This is a genomic window from Flavobacterium litorale (assembly GCF_019613795.1).
Classification (GTDB): Bacteria; Bacteroidota; Bacteroidia; order Flavobacteriales; family Flavobacteriaceae; genus Flavobacterium; species Flavobacterium litorale.
In genome coordinates, this window is the sequence record NZ_CP080429.1 from 2,654,638 (window position 1) to 2,672,030 (window position 17,393).

11 protein-coding genes, 1 tRNA gene and 1 CRISPR repeat array are annotated in these 17,393 nt (G+C 32.1%); of the genes, 7 read left to right on the top strand and 5 right to left on the bottom strand.

Annotated features, from left to right (window positions below; translation table 11 throughout):
* Positions 1-704: 704 nt before the first annotated feature.
* Both K1I41_RS12075 and K1I41_RS12080 read left to right on the top strand, forming a co-directional pair.
* Entirely contained in the window at positions 705-2,483 is a 1,779-nt protein-coding gene (locus K1I41_RS12075; protein WP_220640590.1) for an FAD/NAD(P)-binding protein, read from the top strand.
* Positions 2,484-2,568: 85 nt separating this feature from the next.
* Positions 2,569-3,087 (top strand): DUF421 domain-containing protein, encoded by a 519-nt coding sequence (locus K1I41_RS12080; protein WP_220640591.1) that lies wholly within the window; start codon positions 2,569-2,571, stop codon positions 3,085-3,087.
* Between the two features lie 18 nt (positions 3,088-3,105).
* Here K1I41_RS12080 and K1I41_RS12085 read toward each other — a convergent pair whose 3' ends face one another.
* From K1I41_RS12085 to K1I41_RS12095, 3 genes are all read right to left on the bottom strand, one after another.
* A complete protein-coding gene (locus K1I41_RS12085) occupies positions 3,106-3,372 on the bottom strand; it encodes a SemiSWEET family sugar transporter (protein WP_255566936.1) in 267 nt (88 codons plus the stop codon).
* A 399-nt stretch (positions 3,373-3,771) separates the two neighbouring features.
* Positions 3,772-4,788 carry a glycosyltransferase gene (locus K1I41_RS12090; RefSeq protein WP_220640592.1) on the bottom strand — a complete coding sequence of 339 codons (1,017 nt, stop codon included), beginning with the start codon at positions 4,786-4,788 and terminating at the stop codon, positions 3,772-3,774.
* A 432-nt stretch (positions 4,789-5,220) separates the two neighbouring features.
* On the bottom strand, positions 5,221-6,228 hold the full coding sequence (locus tag K1I41_RS12095; RefSeq protein WP_220640593.1) for a helix-turn-helix domain-containing protein: 1,008 nt from the start codon (positions 6,226-6,228) through the stop codon (positions 5,221-5,223).
* Positions 6,229-7,078: 850 nt separating this feature from the next.
* Here K1I41_RS12095 and cas9 point away from each other — a divergent pair.
* Genes cas9 through cas2 form a run of 3 tightly spaced genes read left to right on the top strand, consistent with a single transcriptional unit; the run spans position 7,079 to position 12,376 of the window.
* Entirely contained in the window at positions 7,079-11,128 is a 4,050-nt protein-coding gene (cas9, locus tag K1I41_RS12100) for a type II CRISPR RNA-guided endonuclease Cas9 (protein WP_220640594.1), read from the top strand.
* Between the two features lie 11 nt (positions 11,129-11,139).
* On the top strand, positions 11,140-12,033 hold the full coding sequence (gene cas1 / locus K1I41_RS12105; RefSeq protein ID WP_220640595.1) for a type II CRISPR-associated endonuclease Cas1: 894 nt from the start codon (positions 11,140-11,142) through the stop codon (positions 12,031-12,033).
* On the top strand, positions 12,026-12,376 hold the full coding sequence (gene cas2 / locus K1I41_RS12110) for a CRISPR-associated endonuclease Cas2 (protein WP_220640596.1): 351 nt from the start codon (positions 12,026-12,028) through the stop codon (positions 12,374-12,376). The genes cas1 and cas2 overlap by 8 nt, the downstream gene beginning before the upstream one ends.
* A 114-nt stretch (positions 12,377-12,490) precedes the next feature.
* Positions 12,491-13,899: direct repeats of the CRISPR family, unit length 46 nt; unit sequence GTTGGGAATCATGAGTAAAAATACAATTTTGAAAGCAATTCACAAC.
* A gap of 284 nt (positions 13,900-14,183) precedes the next feature.
* Here the strand turns inward: cas2 and K1I41_RS12115 are convergent.
* Together K1I41_RS12115 and K1I41_RS12120 are read right to left on the bottom strand one after the other, a co-directional pair.
* A tRNA-Met gene (locus K1I41_RS12115) sits at positions 14,184-14,250 on the bottom strand.
* 191 nt (positions 14,251-14,441) lie between these two features.
* Complete coding sequence (locus tag K1I41_RS12120) at positions 14,442-15,164, bottom strand: hypothetical protein (RefSeq protein ID WP_220640597.1); 723 nt, start codon at positions 15,162-15,164, stop codon at positions 14,442-14,444.
* A gap of 348 nt (positions 15,165-15,512) precedes the next feature.
* On the opposite strand from K1I41_RS12120, the gene K1I41_RS12125 reads away from it, so the two are divergent.
* Together K1I41_RS12125 and K1I41_RS12130 are read left to right on the top strand one after the other, a co-directional pair.
* The gene (locus K1I41_RS12125) at positions 15,513-15,704 is read left to right on the top strand and encodes a hypothetical protein (RefSeq protein WP_220640598.1); all 192 of its coding nucleotides are present in this window, start codon (positions 15,513-15,515) and stop codon (positions 15,702-15,704) included.
* A gap of 33 nt (positions 15,705-15,737) precedes the next feature.
* A complete protein-coding gene (locus tag K1I41_RS12130) occupies positions 15,738-17,390 on the top strand; it encodes a tetratricopeptide repeat-containing sensor histidine kinase (RefSeq protein WP_220640599.1) in 1,653 nt (550 codons plus the stop codon).
* The last annotated feature ends 3 nt before the right edge of the window (positions 17,391-17,393 follow it).

Here is a 17,393-nt window from a genome sequence, read left to right on the forward strand (position 1 = left end):
AAAATCTGATTCCAATCTGTTGTAAGGTATGAGTAATGTATATCTTGTTTTTTATAAAGCTCTGCGACAAAAAACACATTACGTGATGTCGTGTTCTCTAAGGTAGCATTATATTTTAAACAAAGTTGATTACCTGCATCTGAACCACCTACATCAATAGAATGATTAAAATTAAACAATCCATTATTTAAATTACTAGTATTGCAAGCACTAATCTCGATGGGTTCAGTTCCATCATTTTTAAACTGTTCCAAATCAAGATCTGCATGATCTGCAATATACCAAACTTCAGCTCCCGATACTCCTCCAGGAAATTTAGGAGGGGTTTGTGCGTTAGCATTAAATGAAATAAAAAAAAGAAGTAAAATAGTAGCGTATATTTTTGGTCTCATGGTATTGCAAATTAACATATATTTATGATAAATTATCTTGTTAATGAATAGCTACAAAACTATAAAGATATTTCTTGCAAAATTCAAAATATCAATATTTAACGATATAATAATAAAACTAATCGATGAATGACATTTTTGTAAAATACTATTTAATTATGGGATTTAGATATATACCTGAATTTATCTAAGTAAATATAATTACACCTTGTTAAGGAAAAAGTACAAAAATTGTATATATTAAATTCACAATTTGTAGCTAAGCCAAACAGAATTTGTTATTATTGAAGTATTAAACCAAAAAACAAAACCTTGAATCGTACGCTAGTCAAAAAAGTAGCCATTATTGGATGTGGTCCAAGAGGGCTCTCTGCTCTAGAAAGTTTATATAAATTTTATGTGAGTAACGGTACCAATTACAAACTAAAAATCATAGTTTTTGAAAGGACAGGTAACTTTGGGAATGGTCAGGTTTACGACCAAAATCAGACCTCGTATAACTGGTTGAACCTATCGGAAAGGGGGCTTACTATTCCAGAAAGAGAAGCAATTGTAGTTGATGATATAAATATAGATGGTTTTCCATCATTTCAAACGTGGGCAAAATACGAACATACGTCGGATAAGAGTATTGACGTTTTTCCGCAGAGGGCAACTTTAGGAAACTATTTAAATGAGCGTTTTCAATCTATAAAAACAGTAATTGAAAATAACGGCTCCATAGAAACCTACACATCTTTAATAACCAGTTTAAAATATTCCAATTCCAAATTTGAACTGATTTCAGATGAAGATGATTCGTTCACAGCAGATGAGGTAGTATTAACCATAGGGCATCAGCCAACCTACAATTCAGCACAAATTAACAAGTGGAAAAATTTTGTAAGCCAAAATTCAAATCTGAGTTTAATAACGGAAACCTATCCTATAGAATCAACCCTAGAAAGCATACCTCAAGATAATAACGAAATAGGACTTAGAGGTTTTGGATTGGCTATGATTGATTTATCAAGAAGTATAGCACATTATTTTGGAGGACATTTTGAAATTATAGATGAATTTACCCAGAAAATGAAGTTTCATCCAAGTAAAAATAGTTTTTACAAAATATTTCCATTTTCGTTAAATGGTTTACCAATGGCTCCAAAACCGATAAATAAAAAGGTAGACGACTTATTTTTGCCAACTACACAACACTTTAATATACTTAAAGCTAATTTAGAGTCTGCGACTTTAAATGCCAAGCAGATACAATCAGAAAGTTTTTTGATTGATGTGATGGCACAAGTAATTACCAGTGTATTTATAGGTCTCAAAGATAAAACAGTAAAACATTCGTATAATTCGGAAGAGATTCTTGCTATAACCAAATCGTGGATTAGCGAGGGAACATCCAGCTCAGAAATTTGCCTGTCTGAAAATTTGAACCCTGTAGCGATTATGACTGAATATGCTGGTATGGCAACCAACACGTTACCAATAAGTTTAGATTATTGTATTGGTCAGGTATGGCGTCACTGTCATCCAACATTATACAAACAGCTATCTTACAAAGAATTTTCAGAAGATGTGATGAGCAAGATAATAGGACTAGATAATAAACTAAAAAGGCTAACATTTGGACCTCCTTTGGCAAGTATACAGCAATTACTCGCCATGATTGAATCGGGTGTTATGAACTTAAAAATTGTAGATGATCCTGATATTTTGTGTACTGAAAAGGGATGGCATTTGGACTCTGAGGATGATACTGCTGTAGTTACAACTATGATTAATACAGTGCTTGATCCGCCGAAAGTTTTGGAAGTTAAATCGAATCTTGTTACTCAATTGCTAAACGACGATTATATAAAGCCAATACACTCTGAACTAGGGATAGAAACTTATGTAGATGGAATAGTTGCACTATCTGACACGGATAAAAAAATTCCGTTGGCACTTTTAGGGCGATTAGCAAAAGGGACGCTATTTGGGGTTGATGCTATTTTAGAATGTTTTAACCAACGCTCTGATAATTGGGCAAAGGGTGTGGTTAAACGCTTAAACAATGTTACCGAGGTTGTTGGGGATAAACCTGAACCAACTGTATAATATAAAACTTGTATTTGTTGGTATTTGATGCTTTACATTACTGATTAATGTGGTAAAATACCTTTAAATTAATATATATTAAATTATGACTTTAGAGAATGCTATTTGGCTGGTTTTATCTGTGCTTGGTATATTTAGTACCATTATAATTATAACCCGAATATTTGGTTTAAGAACATTTGCAAAAATGTCTAGTTTCGATTTTGCATCAACAATAGCCGTAGGGTCTGTTTTGGCAGCTATCATCCTCAACAGCAATTACTCCTTAACAAAAGGTGCCATTGTATTAGCAGCAATTATTGGATTCCAAACCCTATTTTCATATCTGGTCAGAAAAAATAATCTATTCAAAGAAATCTTCACGAATAAGCCACAAATTATAATGTGGAATGGTGAAATTCTTTATAAAAAACTCAAACAATGTAATATTGGCGAGGACGATTTAATTGCCAAGTTAAGGGAAGCTAATATACATAGTTTTGACGAGGTAAAAGCAGTAGTTTTTGAAAGCACAGGCGATGTTTCTGTTATACACAATAGCGAAAACAAGGCTATTGCACCAAAATTACTGAGCAATGTAAATACTCAGGACATAGATATCTGATTTTACTTAAAAGTATAGTTATTCTTTGTTTTGTGTAAGTAGTATAACTAACATTACACTATTTAAAATTAACGAAATACCATTGGTAATAATTATAGGCCAATCGTGCTTTAAAAACCCGTATATTGTCCAGAAACCAACGCCTAAGCACAAAATTATAAACATAAACGGGCTTACATCGCTTACTCTTCTAGTTTTTATAGCTTTATAAATTTGTGGTATTACGGCAATAGTTGTAAATATTCCAGCTAATGTGCCCACTACTTCATCAATACTAATATTCATAATTTCTTAGTTTTAGTCAAAATGGGTTATCAATTATCAAAGCCTTTTCTATAGCCTCGTGTTCTGGTTAGCAAATTAATGAAATAGGTTTACTTTGTTCCTTATTCCAAGTAATATATCCAGAGTGGCTAAACTTTTCAAAATGGTTTGCCACAGCCCAAATACCCTATTTAAAATAAAAACGGCTACAGGTGTGTAAGGGGGGTACGATGGCATTTTTAGTAAACTGAAATGTTTGAGCATTGATTACATCTTTTGTATTATACACGGGTTGCCCCATGTGTAGTGCATGGGGCAAAATTTTAAGATTTTTAATATTTGCAATAAATCGTAAGACGGAACGCAATCGACGATCATGCCTACCATAAAATATAATTATAACAGCAATTTAATCTAGTTTCATAAAAACGGTTTTAATTCAGTAATCGTTTTAAAGTCTTCCATCCGTCCAAAATAAGATTCCAAATCAATATTTATGGGCAAAGCATCGTATAATGTTATACAGTGCTCTATGTTTTCAACATCCAGCTCTACTGCTAAATTATTTGCTACCAACGCCTTACATATTGCTTTCTGCTCAGCATAAGGGCGGTCTTCTGGCACGGCAATAAACTTGTTTTTTAGTGCTAGTATTTCTGACGTTAAATTTAAACCACACGATGATATAACAATGTCGTGTCGTAAAATAAGTTCCTCCAATTCACTCGTAAAAGGAACAGAAGTTAAATTCTTTATCCCGTTGTATGTACTTTTTCTACCAAATACCGTAAAACTTGCATCTTCAAGCTGAGTACAAATTTTTTCGATGTTGTTATCGGTAAGTTTTGTATCTCCTTTTCCTGTAATAATTAAAATTTTATATTGTTTACTAATATCACTCCTATAGCTATTGATGTTTCTTCGAAATTCGAAACGAGATATAAATCCAAGATAATGCGTTTTATCAACAATTGCTTGCTCTTCTCCAATATCCAATAGTTTGGGGTAGTAGGCATACAAAAACTCCGAAGCTTCAAACGCAATCTCATGTGCTTCATCGTTTCTGTAGCCTGCCATTTTATGGTAGGCATAAGGAATGCCGGCAATTCTAAACTGTATAGCAGTTTCTACACTTACATCTATAATCGCAAACTTTATATTGTGGAGTATACAATACTCTATAATATGAAAATTACGATGTAATATAGCATCTAACGATTTTGGCAGATAATGTGCATATCGGGGTAGGTTATGTGTTGTAGGTGCGTAGCTTGCGTAAGCTGTATCTTCCTTTTCTATTTTTAGAACTTTAATACCATCATCAAACTCGAAATCTGAAGCAGTAATAATCAATGACTTTTTCCCAAAAATTTTGGCAAACTGTTGTGCAGCATTGCTGTGTTCGTAACCATGGTTGTGTGCATAGTATGCAATCATATCAAGTTGTTGGTTTTAATTACTATAGTATCATATAAATTTTTGTACTGGTTCATAACATTATAAGCAAAACCGCTCTGCCCTATTACGGCAATGTCTGGGTTTATTAATAGTATGCAATTTTGTTAGTGCCTCCGTAAAAGTTTCTGGTTGATAGATACCGAAAAGAATCCCACTCTTTGGAATTTAAAATAGCGATTTTAGGAGCGTAGAAGTTTTTAACAAAAAATATCCTCAGAGCACCAAGTATCGGGATTGTTAATAGATTTAAACATGGAATAAAACATATTAGTACTACCAACGGATTAGCTATTAAAAACATACTTTTAAAAAAGATTGATAATCAATACTACTACAGTAAAATTGACATCAAAATTAGGTATGCAAAGACTAATTTGTTGTTACTATAAAGTCAGACTTTGTAACTTTTGATTAAATTTTCTTATAATCAGTAGGACTCATTTTATATTTTTTCTTGAAAATTTTTGAAAAATAGCTGTTACTTGAGAAACCTACCCCACTCGCTACGTCTGATACGTTTAAATCGGATTGTTTTAAAAGTACCAATGCTTTTTCCAACCTAGTGTTAGTAACATATTCGTTAACCGTAGTATTAAAAAGATGTTTAAAACCTGTTTGCAGTTTGCTTGGATTTAAACCTGTTATTCGTGACAGGCTAACGATTGATAAATCTTCAGTGGGATTTTCTTTTATATATATCGAAATATCTTCTACCCTATTAAGTTCGTTAACGCGTAATATTGAACGGTCATTATTATTTAATAAGTCATCTTCAAACTGTTCTAGCTGTTTTACAAAAATTTGTAAACCCATACTTTCCAGATAAAATTTCCTGATTAACTTTTGATTTTCGTATTTGGATATATCCTGAAGTAAATTTTTAAACTCTATTCCATAAAAACCATCGTGGTAAAAGGTTTCAGCAGCATCAATATCTTTAAACAATTTTTGCAATTTTGAGGTAGAATCTCCCAATTCACAAGTAGTATTTACCAGAAACTTTCGCCTATCAATTTCTAAGCTTACAATCTCAACTTTTTTATCTTTAGGGAATGATAGTACATGACCATTATTACGCTCGCTCGCAACAATGGCACATTTATACTGCTCTATGAGGTGAACGGTCGACTCGTTGCTAAAACTATGTTCTACAGGACCTTCAACGGAATAAATATATTTAATGGGATGCACATCATTTACTGAAAAATCAACACGTACATCTTTATTGAATTTGCATTTATAAATGATTATTCCTAAACCATTATCAAAATTTACCCCCCTAATTTGTCCTTCGCCTATAAATGCAGGAATATCCAAATAATACTCGTTACAATTTTCTTTATACTCAACATTTAAGCAGCTAGCTAAGTTTTTTATAACATCTTTTAGGGGCAAAGAACTTACTTTACAAATTTTCATTTGACTTTCATTTAAAGTATTAATCACTTTATTTACGGGTTCGAATAATCCAAATTTACATTTTTATCAAACACTATCAGATAGCAATATGTTAATAATAGCAAATTTATTTGTTAGAATCGTCTACCAGATTTGATGCTGGGAAGCAGAACCCAATACTTTAAAGAAAAAATAAATTATGTAATCCTAACATCAACCAATCCGAATCGTAGCTATCTTTTTAAACGAAAAATACGTCCCAAAGACCAGATTAAATATTTTCACAAGAAAGTTATCATTATTTATTGAAAAATAAATTACTGTAAATCAATTGTTTAAAAAATATAATCAAAATTAAATAAATTATCACGCTACGCTATAATTATTATGCATATATTTGCAACAGACATAATGGATAAAACATATCATTCAGACCACATTAGAGTTGAAGAACTTTGAATACCTCATAAGTATTTTTGAAGTGCGCTTCTTATGTCATTTAACTGTACTGTCTAAGCTAGACACGTTTAATAATTAAATCACTATTAAGCATTTTAATTATGCGTAGCGTGAGTTGTGAATTGATTTCAAAATTGTTATTTACAAAATTAGGCAGTACAGTTTTTTAAAAACGAAAAACGCGATCCGAAGACCGCGTTAAATGTTTTCACAACGGAATAATCCTTATTGCGAATTGTTTTCAAAATTGTAGCACAATTATACAAAATATATTTTTAATACTAACTTCATTTTTTGCTTAATTTGGAAAAAATACCCATTATTGGGGATAAAACTTACGAGCTACTTTTATAATTTTATCGTAGTTAAAATTTAGATAATATATTACCCCCTAAAAAATAATTTACTAAACATGAAAAAAATATTAGGACTTGATTTAGGCTCTGCCTCTATAGGCTGGGCATTCGTACATGAAGATGATATAGACAAAAAATCTGAAATTATAAATACTGGAGTTCGTATTGTACCACTAACTACAGAAGAGGAATCGGACTTTAAAAAAGGAAATACCATTTCTATTAATGCCGACAGAACACTGAAACGTGGAGCAAGGAGAAACTTACAACGTTTTAAACTAAGGCGTGAGGCTTTACTTGAAATTTTTAAAGAAGCTGGATTTATACCACAGGATTATCATTATGCCGAAGATGGAGAGAATACTACTTTTTCTACTTACGAATTAAGGGCTAAAGCAGCAACCGAGATGATTTCGAAAGAAGAGTTAGTCAAAGTACTGCTAATGATTAATAAAAAACGGGGCTATAAAAGCAGCCGTAAAGCAAAATCGGAAGAAGAAGGGCAGGCAATTGACGGTATGGCGATAGCCAAAGAGCTATATACTAAAAATATCACTCCTGGGCAGTGGGTATATACCAGCCTATCCGAAGGCGGAAAGTACATTCCTGACTTTTACCGTTCTGACCTTATTAGCGAATTTGAAAAAATTGTACGCTTCCAGAATCAGTTTTATCCTGAAATTTTTAATGATAAACTGTTGGAAGTTATAAAAGTTGAGAAATCCAAAGTTTCCGATTATTTCAAGACATTACATATAGAGCTTGCCGAAAATAAAGGTAATTATCAGGAAAAAAGATTACAACAATATGAATGGCGGGCTAATGCTGTAAAGCAGGAATTAACCCCACAAGAAACTGCTTATATACTAACGGAGATTAAGAAGCAGATTAATAACTCAAGTGGTTATTTAGGCGCTATTAGCGACCGCAGTAAAGAATTGTATTTTGATAGCCTTACCGTAGGGCAATATCTGTATCAACAACTTAAAGAAAATTCACATAATAGCCTGAAAAACCAAGTGTTTTACCGTCAGGATTATATGGACGAGTTTGATAAAATATGGAAAATACAATCAAAGCATCATAAAGAACTCACCGAAGCACTTAGAAAAGAAGTTAGAGATATTACTATTTTTTACCAAAGGCGTTTAAAATCGCAAAAACACCTGATAAGCCACTGCGAATTTGAAAAACAGCATAGGGTTATCCCAAAATCATCTCCCCTATTTCAGGAGTTCAGGATATGGCAAAACATTAATGCTATTGTTATTAAAAATACTGAAACAAAAGAAACCTTGCTTTTAGATGAAGATGCTAAAGATAGCCTTAGTGAGGCACTAAACTTTAAAGATAATTTAACCGATTTACAGCTTCTTAAATTCTTTAATCTGGATAAACGAGTGCATGAGGTTAACTTTAAAAAAATTGAAGGTAACAGAACCAATACAGCATTGTATAAGGCTTTTGAAGCTATTTTACGACAGGAAGGACAGGATGCCCTTGACTTCTCTAAAATGGATGCTGAGGATATAAAGAGTACAACAGCATTATTATTTAAGGACCTGAATATTGATACCCATATTATAGATTTTAATGCTGAGCTACAAGGTAATGACTTTGACAAACAACCATATTACCAGTTATGGCACCTACTCTATTCGGCAGAAGATGATGCTAAACTAAAAGATACATTACAGGAAAAATTTGGCTTTAAGCCAGAACACACGCACCATATTGCTAATGTAGACCTGCAAGCTGATTATGGTAACTTGAGTGCTAAAGCGATAAAAAAGATACTCCCTGAGTTAAAAGATGGGCATATGTATGATAAAGCATGCGATATGGCGGGCTACAATCATTCTTCATCATTAACAAAAGAAGAGAATGAGAACAGACCTCTAAAAGAAAAATTGGAACTTCTAAAAAAGAATAGTCTTCGTAATCCTGTGGTTGAGAAAATACTTAATCAAATGATAAATCTGGTTAATGCTATTATTGCCGACCCTACAATGGGAACGCCTAATGACATACGCGTAGAATTAGCTCGTGAACTTAAGGCGAACAGTGAACAGCGTGGGGAAATGACTAGGGCAATAAATAAAGCTACGAAAGAACATGAAGAGATAAGAAAATTACTAAAATCGGAATTTGGCATACCAAGAGTAACACGAAATGATATTATACGCTATAAACTATGGAAAGAAACGAATGGTATATCTATATATACAGGTAAGTGCATAGAGGCATCTAAACTATTTACTAAAGAATACGATATTGAACATATAATACCCAAATCACGATTGTTTGATGATAGTTTTTCTAATAAAACGCTTTGCGAAAGGCAATTTAATATTGATAAAGCCAACCGTACTGCATTCTCAATCTGTCAAGAGAAACATAGCGAATTTGAGTTCGAACAATATCAAAAACGTGTTAATGAATTGTTTACATCTGGTAAGATAAAATATACTAAATACAAAAAGCTCTTAATGGCTGACAATGAAATCCCAGAAGGGTTTATTGAAAGGCAGTTAAGAGAGTCACAGTATATTGCCAAAAAAGCTAAAGAATTGTTACAGGAAGTTTCAAGAAATGTAACTCCTACTATTGGAAGTATTACCGATAGGCTACGTGAAGACTGGGAATTGATTGAAGTAATGAAAGAACTTAACTGGGACAAGTACCATAAACTGGGACTTACCAGAGAAGAAACGGGTAAAGGCGGTGAGCGTTTACGAAAAATTAATGACTGGACGAAACGTAACGACCACCGCCACCACGCTATGGATGCTCTAACGGTAGCTTTTACAAAACCACAATATATTAATTATTTAAATAACCTTAATGCTAGAGATAGAGATGGTAAAAAGATTAATAGTATATTAGGTATCGAAGAAAAATACTTAGAGTATAAAAAGGGTAAACTAAAATTCAAATCACCCATTCCAAATTTTAGAGAAGAAGCGAAAAAACATTTAGAAAACATTATTGTTTCGTATAAGGCGAAGAATAAAGTAGTTACTAAGAATAAGAATATTACTAAAACAGCTAAAGGTACCAATAGTAAAATACAACTTACACCACGTGGGCAACTACATAAGGAAACAGTATATGGTAAAATAGTACAGTATAATAAAAAACAGGTAAAAGTAAATGCAGGCTTTACTGCCGATGTTATTAAGCAGGTAGTTAATGCAGCATATAAAGATGCTTTGTTAACGCGTTTGGAAGCTAATGACGGCGATCCTAAAAAGGCATTTACAGGTAAAAACTCACTAACCAAAAACCCCGTTTACTTAAATAATAATACTCAGGTTGTTCCTGATAAAGTAGAAATATCGTCCCCCATAGAGGTGTATACGATACGAAAAGAGGTTACTCCTGATAACTTTAAAGATGAGAGAAGCATCAATAAAGTTATTGACGCTAAAGTAAGAGAATTGCTTTTAAACCGACTAAGGGAATATGGCGATGCTAAAAAAGCTTTTTCAAATCTTACTGAAAACCCTATTTGTTTAAATAGAGAAGAAAATATAACTGTAAAACGAGTTACTATAAGTGGTGTTAGTAATGTAGAAGCATTGCATACCAAAAAAGACCATAATGGCAACGAAATTTTGGATAACAAAGGTAAACCTATTCCTACTGATTTTGTGAGTACTGGTAATAACCATCATGTAGCCATTTACAGGGATGACAGAGGCAACTTACAAGAAGAGGTTGTTTCTTTTTACGAGGCTGTAATACGCAAAAATTTAGGGCTTCCTATTATTGATAAAAATCATAAAAATGGGTGGGAGTTTTTATTTACCATGAAACAAAATGAGTTTTTTGTTTTCCCAAATACTGAAACTGGTTTTGACCCTGAAACTATTGATTTACTTGATCCTAAAAACAGGGAACTAATTAGCCCTAATTTATTTAGAGTGCAAAAAATAGCGACAAAAAATTATTATTTCAGACATCATCTTGAAACCACAGTTGAAGATAAAAAAGAGCTGAAAAATATTACCTATAAACCAATACAAAGCCTTAAACCTATTGAACCTATCATAAAAGTAAGAGTCAATCATTTAGGACATATAGTACAAGTCGGAGAATATTAATCTATCAAGATATGATAAAGCGTACTCTGTTTTTTGGCAACCCTGCTTATTTAAGTACTAAAAATGAACAGCTTGTAGTTGCCTATCCTGATAAAGAAGAAACTAAAACTGTTCCTATAGAAGACATTGGTATGCTCGTACTGGAAAATCAGCAAATTACTATAACTAACGGTCTTCTTGAAAAGTTGGTTTATAATAAAGCTGCTATTATTAATTGTAATCAGCAACATATGCCAATAGGGCTTTTAATGCCGCTCAGCGGTCATACGGAGCAATCAGAACGTTTCAAAAGTCAAATCAATGCTTCTTTGCCTCTAAAAAAGAATTTATGGCAACAAACAGTATCAGCAAAAATTTTGAATCAGGCAGGGTTACTACAAGAGCGTGGCACACCAGTTAGGAAAATGCAGCATTGGGCAAGAGACGTTACTTCGGGCGATACGCTTAACCATGAGGCAAGAGCTGCAGTTTATTATTGGCAGAATTTATTTGATATAGAAAGTTTTACGAGACATCAAAACGGAGCTCCGCCAAATAATTTACTAAATTATGGTTATGCTATATTAAGAGGTATTACAGCGAGAGCTTTAGTTAGTTCCGGAATGTTACCAACCTTAGGGATATTTCATAGGAATAAATATAATGCTTATTGTCTTGCTGATGATATTATGGAACCATATCGACCATTTGTAGATCTTATTGTTTGTCATGTTTTAGATAACGAAGATGATTGTGAGGAATTAACTATTGATATTAAAAAACATTTGTTAAGTATTGCTGCTATTGATGTCACTATAGATGGCAAAAAAAGCCCTCTTATGGTAGCTATGAGCCGTACAACGAATTCATTATACGAGTGCTTTGAGGGGACTTCAAGAAAAATTTTATATCCTGTATATGTATGATGATTGTTATTACACACGTTTAAATCAATATAGAAGTTTGTGGGTATTAGTATTTTTTGATTTACCGACAGAAACAAGAAAAGATAGAAAGATAGCTACGTCATTCAGAAAAAAACTCTTAGATGATGGTTTTTCTATGTTTCAATTTTCTATCTATATGCGCTTTTGTGCCAGTAGAGAAAATGCTGAAGTGCATACAAAACGAGTACGTAATAACTTACCTCATCATGGTAAAGTGGGTGTTATGCAAATAACAGATAAACAATTTGGGATGATAGAAATTTTCCATGGTAAGAAATCTATTGATCCTGAAAAACCTTCACAGCAATTAGAATTGTTTTAATTCAGGATTGGAAAAATTTATAGTACTAAAAGAACACATAGAGGTTGCCTCTATATTTTCATATTCAAAACTTTATCATAATTACCAACATACCAGTTATTTAAATATAGGTATGTTGGGAATCATGAGTAAAAATACAATTTTGAAAGCAATTCACAACTTTAAAGATAACGATAAAAGTACGAATTTTGTTGGGAATCATGAGTAAAAATACAATTTTGAAAGCAATTCACAACCAGCACGTCCTTTTTAATTTCATCGGCGTGGTTGGGAATCATGAGTAAAAATACAATTTTGAAAGCAATTCACAACTCAATTATATTTCTAATACTTTTCATAAATGTTGGGAATCATGAGTAAAAATACAATTTTGAAAGCAATTCACAACATAACCTCCGGTAATGCTACAGTATGTAATGTTGGGAATCATGAGTAAAAATACAATTTTGAAAGCAATTCACAACACGACGGGCGAAGCGGATAACCTTAAACTCGTTGGGAATCATGAGTAAAAATACAATTTTGAAAGCAATTCACAACTCTTTTACAATGTAAGAACCAGGCTTCCACGTTGGGAATCATGAGTAAAAATACAATTTTGAAAGCAATTCACAACAATCTCGTCATTGAATATTTTATCCACTAAGTTGGGAATCATGAGTAAAAATACAATTTTGAAAGCAATTCACAACGTACCTTGTTAGGGAATCGAACCCAACCCGTTGGGAATCATGAGTAAAAATACAATTTTGAAAGCAATTCACAACGGAGGCAGGCGCAGGAACGGCAGCCGAAAGTTGGGAATCATGAGTAAAAATACAATTTTGAAAGCAATTCACAACGGAATGATAGCAGGCAAGACAATAGATGCAGTTGGGAATCATGAGTAAAAATACAATTTTGAAAGCAATTCACAACAGTCAATTAGTTTTTCCATTTTGAATATAGTTGGGAATCATGAGTAAAAATACAATTTTGAAAGCAATTCACAACTCAATGATACCTAACACAGTAATACCTTCGGTTGGGAATCATGAGTAAAAATACAATTTTGAAAGCAATTCACAACAGTACTATAAACTACAAAAACATATATCTAGTTGGGAATCATGAGTAAAAATACAATTTTGAAAGCAATTCACAACAAATAAATAATCATCAATCTCATTAATCTCGTTGGGAATCATGAGTAAAAATACAATTTTGAAAGCAATTCACAACTGTAAAGGTTAGCTTTGTCTATTTTATGGTGTTGGGAATCATGAGTAAAAATACAATTTTGAAAGCAATTCACAACAAGAACCTTATTTATTTTACGTATGAGTCGTTGGGAATCATGAGTAAAAATACAATTTTGAAAGCAATTCACAACGACAATTGAGCGAACATTTGAGCAAAAATAGTTGGGAATCATGAGTAAAAATACAATTTTGAAAGCAATTCACAACATAGATTTTATGCTACATTTTATCCATTAGTTGGGAATCATGAATAAAAATACAATTTTGAAAGCAATTCACCCTCCCCTCCGCATGTTAAGACCGTGACATCCCTCTATGAGTCCTGATAATCTGGCTAACCAAAATAACAGCAAGAAACTTAATACGGAATCTAATAACCTTATCAGTCCTCTAAGATCAAGAGCAAGCTTTATAAAGTCATATGATTTAATATGGATAAACCACCTCTTTTTTATATCAAAAGGAATCATTTTAAGGTATAAAAGCCCCCTATTTGTTTAACCATTGTTTAACCCTTAAAAATAAAAAAGGCTTTCCGATTTCTCGGAAAGCCCTTATTTTACTTGTAGCGAAGACGGGGTTTGAACCCGTGACCTCAGGGTTATGAATCCTGATTTATTGCAAAATTTAGCGCTTTTTAAGATTGATTTTCAGAAAATCGTGTACTGTTTCGTGTACTGTTATTAAAGTGCAAAATAATTATATTTTCTATTATCTTGACATGTTTTTTCGGATATTTCACTTCTAGTTATGTGCTATTGAAATTACGATTTAGATGCGATATTGGAAATAGTGTTTAAGACAAAAAGAAAAATATTACCAAACTACATATCGAGACACACATACTTATTAATCATATAATTAGTTATTGGTTTTAATGTTTTACCTGTTCCTGGGTGTAACCCTACTGAGGTAAAAAACTCCAACTCCTTTCTTGCATTCTTTCCATACCAAATTTTAACTTTCCCTGTTGGGTCAAAAAACTCAGTATCACAATCAACAGATATCTTTCTAAGATTGTCAACCCGATCTTCACTATATAGTTTTAATTGCGAAAGATTATATTTTTCCAAATCAAAGCTTACTTCAATATATCTATCATTCTCCCATATCATCCAACGCTCATTGTTGGAAAAATGGAGAATTAATAAAATTACAGCCATACAAATTGTACTACTTATTATAAGGAGTACCTTATTACTCTTCAAACTTGTTAATGTGCTATTTAATTTTTTAGGAGAGTATTCCCCTGCAGAATTTCTAATTTTATTAGCTTCTTTAAAACTTTCAAAGTTATCATAACCCAAATAGCTACAAAGTGCTTGTACTACTTCTGACCTGTTAATTAGCAATTCATCTTCATTTTGATTTAATGCCGATTTATAGTATTTAGTAAGGCTTCTTTCTCCAAAAGGGAATTTCTGATTTTCACCGATAAAATCAGACAACACTTTGGCAGCAGCGGTATCTGAGGTCGTTGTACCATTTTTATCCTTCTCTCTTGCTTTTACTTCTTGAAAAGCACTAATTATCAAATTCCTGTGCATAATTCAAATATAATTTACTGGTTATTAATTTAATAGAAATTTTATCGAAAATAAAATTCTTAAAATTTTCCGCTTCTTTTCAACCGTATTTCCATTACCTAAATAGAAGAATCACTTCATTTGCTTCAGAATTGATTATGGCCTTACACGCAATAAGGTTTGCGAAAATCAATTCTGTTGGAGCTATAAGGTAAAGCTGTGTAACACCCGAGAAGTAATTATACCTCTTTACTTATTAGATCCTACTTCTCAACTAAGGAGAGACGTCCTCCCATTTTTCAATGTGTAATAATATCCGAATACTAAACTCGGACAGCTACACCCATGTTTAATTTTAAATAATTCAAAATGAATAAAATAAATTTATTATTGCTTATGGTTTTCCTCAATATAACATTTTCTTCGTGTTCTACGGATGACCTACCGAACTCAAAAAGTAATGCAGCCGAGGCAACCACCTTATGTTGTGGTGAAGATGGCGATTTGCCTCCTCCTCCTCCTCCGCCACCACCTCCTATAGATACGGGATTGAAAAAGTAACTGATATACAAAAAGATTAATTAATTTAGAGGGATGAAAGCAATAAAGCTATTATCCCTCTTTTTTTATCTAGTAATGTTAGGTTGTTGTATAATACCTAAACACTTGTGTGCACAGCAAGCAATTGATAGTTCATGGTACCACTATAACAAAGCACTTAATCCAACTAATAATAAAGATTTAGCGAATTCTTACTTGTTCTATAAAGATGATATAGAGCAGTCATTAAAAAAGCATGATACTTTATCTGTAATACAAAGTATAAGAATGCTCGCAATTATTGAGTATGACTTAGGGCTATTAGAGAATAGTGAGAAGACTTCTGTATCGGGGTTAAAGTTACTTGATAACTTAAAAGATACTCCTGAATCTAGAGCGGCTAAAGTGGGGTTTTATAATCAATTAGGTAAAATATATAGAGGTTTAGATAATCAAAACACTGCACTTTATTATTATGATAAAGCATTATCTTTTTCTACAAAACTTAAGGATAGCCTTATATTATATAACAATAAAGGAAACATTTATAGTGACTTAAATAAGTATAACAAAGCCATTGATTATTTTTCTAAATCATATCAAAAAGGTTTAAAACTGCAGGACACTATTTTAATAGCTAGGGCTTTAGATAATTTAGGTTTTGCACAATCAAAAATGGCTATTCCTGAGGGTATAATAAATCTAGAAAAAGCATTAAGTTCTAGATTAGAAATAGGTGATACCAAAGGCTTATATGCTAGTTTAAAACATCTTTCAGATTATTATAAGATACAAAAAAATAAACCTTTAGCAATTACATATGCAGAAAGAGCTTATAAAATAGCACAGGAGATTAATAGTAGTAGTTTTATTGAAGATGCACTATCTCGCTTATTAGAACTTCATGATGATGAAACAATTGTACAATATGTAAAGCTAAAAGATAGCATTACAGGAAGTAAAAACAAGATACAAAACAGGTATGTTTCGATGAAATATAACTTTGTTAAAGAAAAGCGTAGAGCAGATAAAAATGAGCTTTTAAGTGAAAAAGAGAAAAGGAGAGCTCAAATATTTTTACTGTTAGGTATTTCAACTTTCTTATTAGGAACACTATTAATTTTGTACCTAAGAGCGAGGCACAAAAGAGAAAAACTGTTACAGGTTTATAATACGGAAACAAGAATATCAAAAAAAATTCATGATGAAGTCGCTAATGATATGTATCATGTTATCTCAAAAATACAATCAGAAGATTATAATATTTTAGATAACTTAGAAAGTATTTATAATAAAACAAGAGATATTTCCAGAGAAAATAATACCATCGATTTAAAAGAAAATTTTAATGATTGCTTATATGATATGTTATTAAGCTTCAGGAATGATAACACTGTAGTAATTACTCAGAATTTTAATAAAGTAAATTGGAAGCAGTTATCCGAAATTAAAAAAAATACTATTTACAGAGTGTTGCAAGAGTTAATGATAAATATGAAAAAGCACAGTAATGCAACCCATGTAGTACTTAAATTCAACAAGGAAGGTAACAAATTAGCAATATACTATAAAGATAATGGTAAGGGTTGTACGCTGAAAAAAACTGGAGGTTTGCTTAATATGGAAAACCGTATAAAAACAATAAATGGGACTATTATATTTGACTCTACAATAAACAATGGTTTCCAAGCCAGTATAAAAATGTAATTT

Coding starts and splice junctions, on each gene's coding strand:
- K1I41_RS12085 (WP_255566936.1), bottom strand. CDS start 3,372: ATGAATATTAGTATTGATGAAGTAGTGGGCACATTAGCTGGAATATTT.
- K1I41_RS12080 (WP_220640591.1), top strand. CDS start 2,569: ATGACTTTAGAGAATGCTATTTGGCTGGTTTTATCTGTGCTTGGTATA.
- cas1 (WP_220640595.1), top strand. CDS start 11,140: ATGATAAAGCGTACTCTGTTTTTTGGCAACCCTGCTTATTTAAGTACT.
- cas2 (WP_220640596.1), top strand. CDS start 12,026: ATGTATGATGATTGTTATTACACACGTTTAAATCAATATAGAAGTTTG.
- K1I41_RS12130 (WP_220640599.1), top strand. CDS start 15,738: ATGAAAGCAATAAAGCTATTATCCCTCTTTTTTTATCTAGTAATGTTA.
- K1I41_RS12125 (WP_220640598.1), top strand. CDS start 15,513: ATGAATAAAATAAATTTATTATTGCTTATGGTTTTCCTCAATATAACA.
- K1I41_RS12090 (WP_220640592.1), bottom strand. CDS start 4,788: ATGATTGCATACTATGCACACAACCATGGTTACGAACACAGCAATGCT.
- K1I41_RS12095 (WP_220640593.1), bottom strand. CDS start 6,228: ATGAAAATTTGTAAAGTAAGTTCTTTGCCCCTAAAAGATGTTATAAAA.
- cas9 (WP_220640594.1), top strand. CDS start 7,079: ATGAAAAAAATATTAGGACTTGATTTAGGCTCTGCCTCTATAGGCTGG.
- K1I41_RS12120 (WP_220640597.1), bottom strand. CDS start 15,164: ATGCACAGGAATTTGATAATTAGTGCTTTTCAAGAAGTAAAAGCAAGA.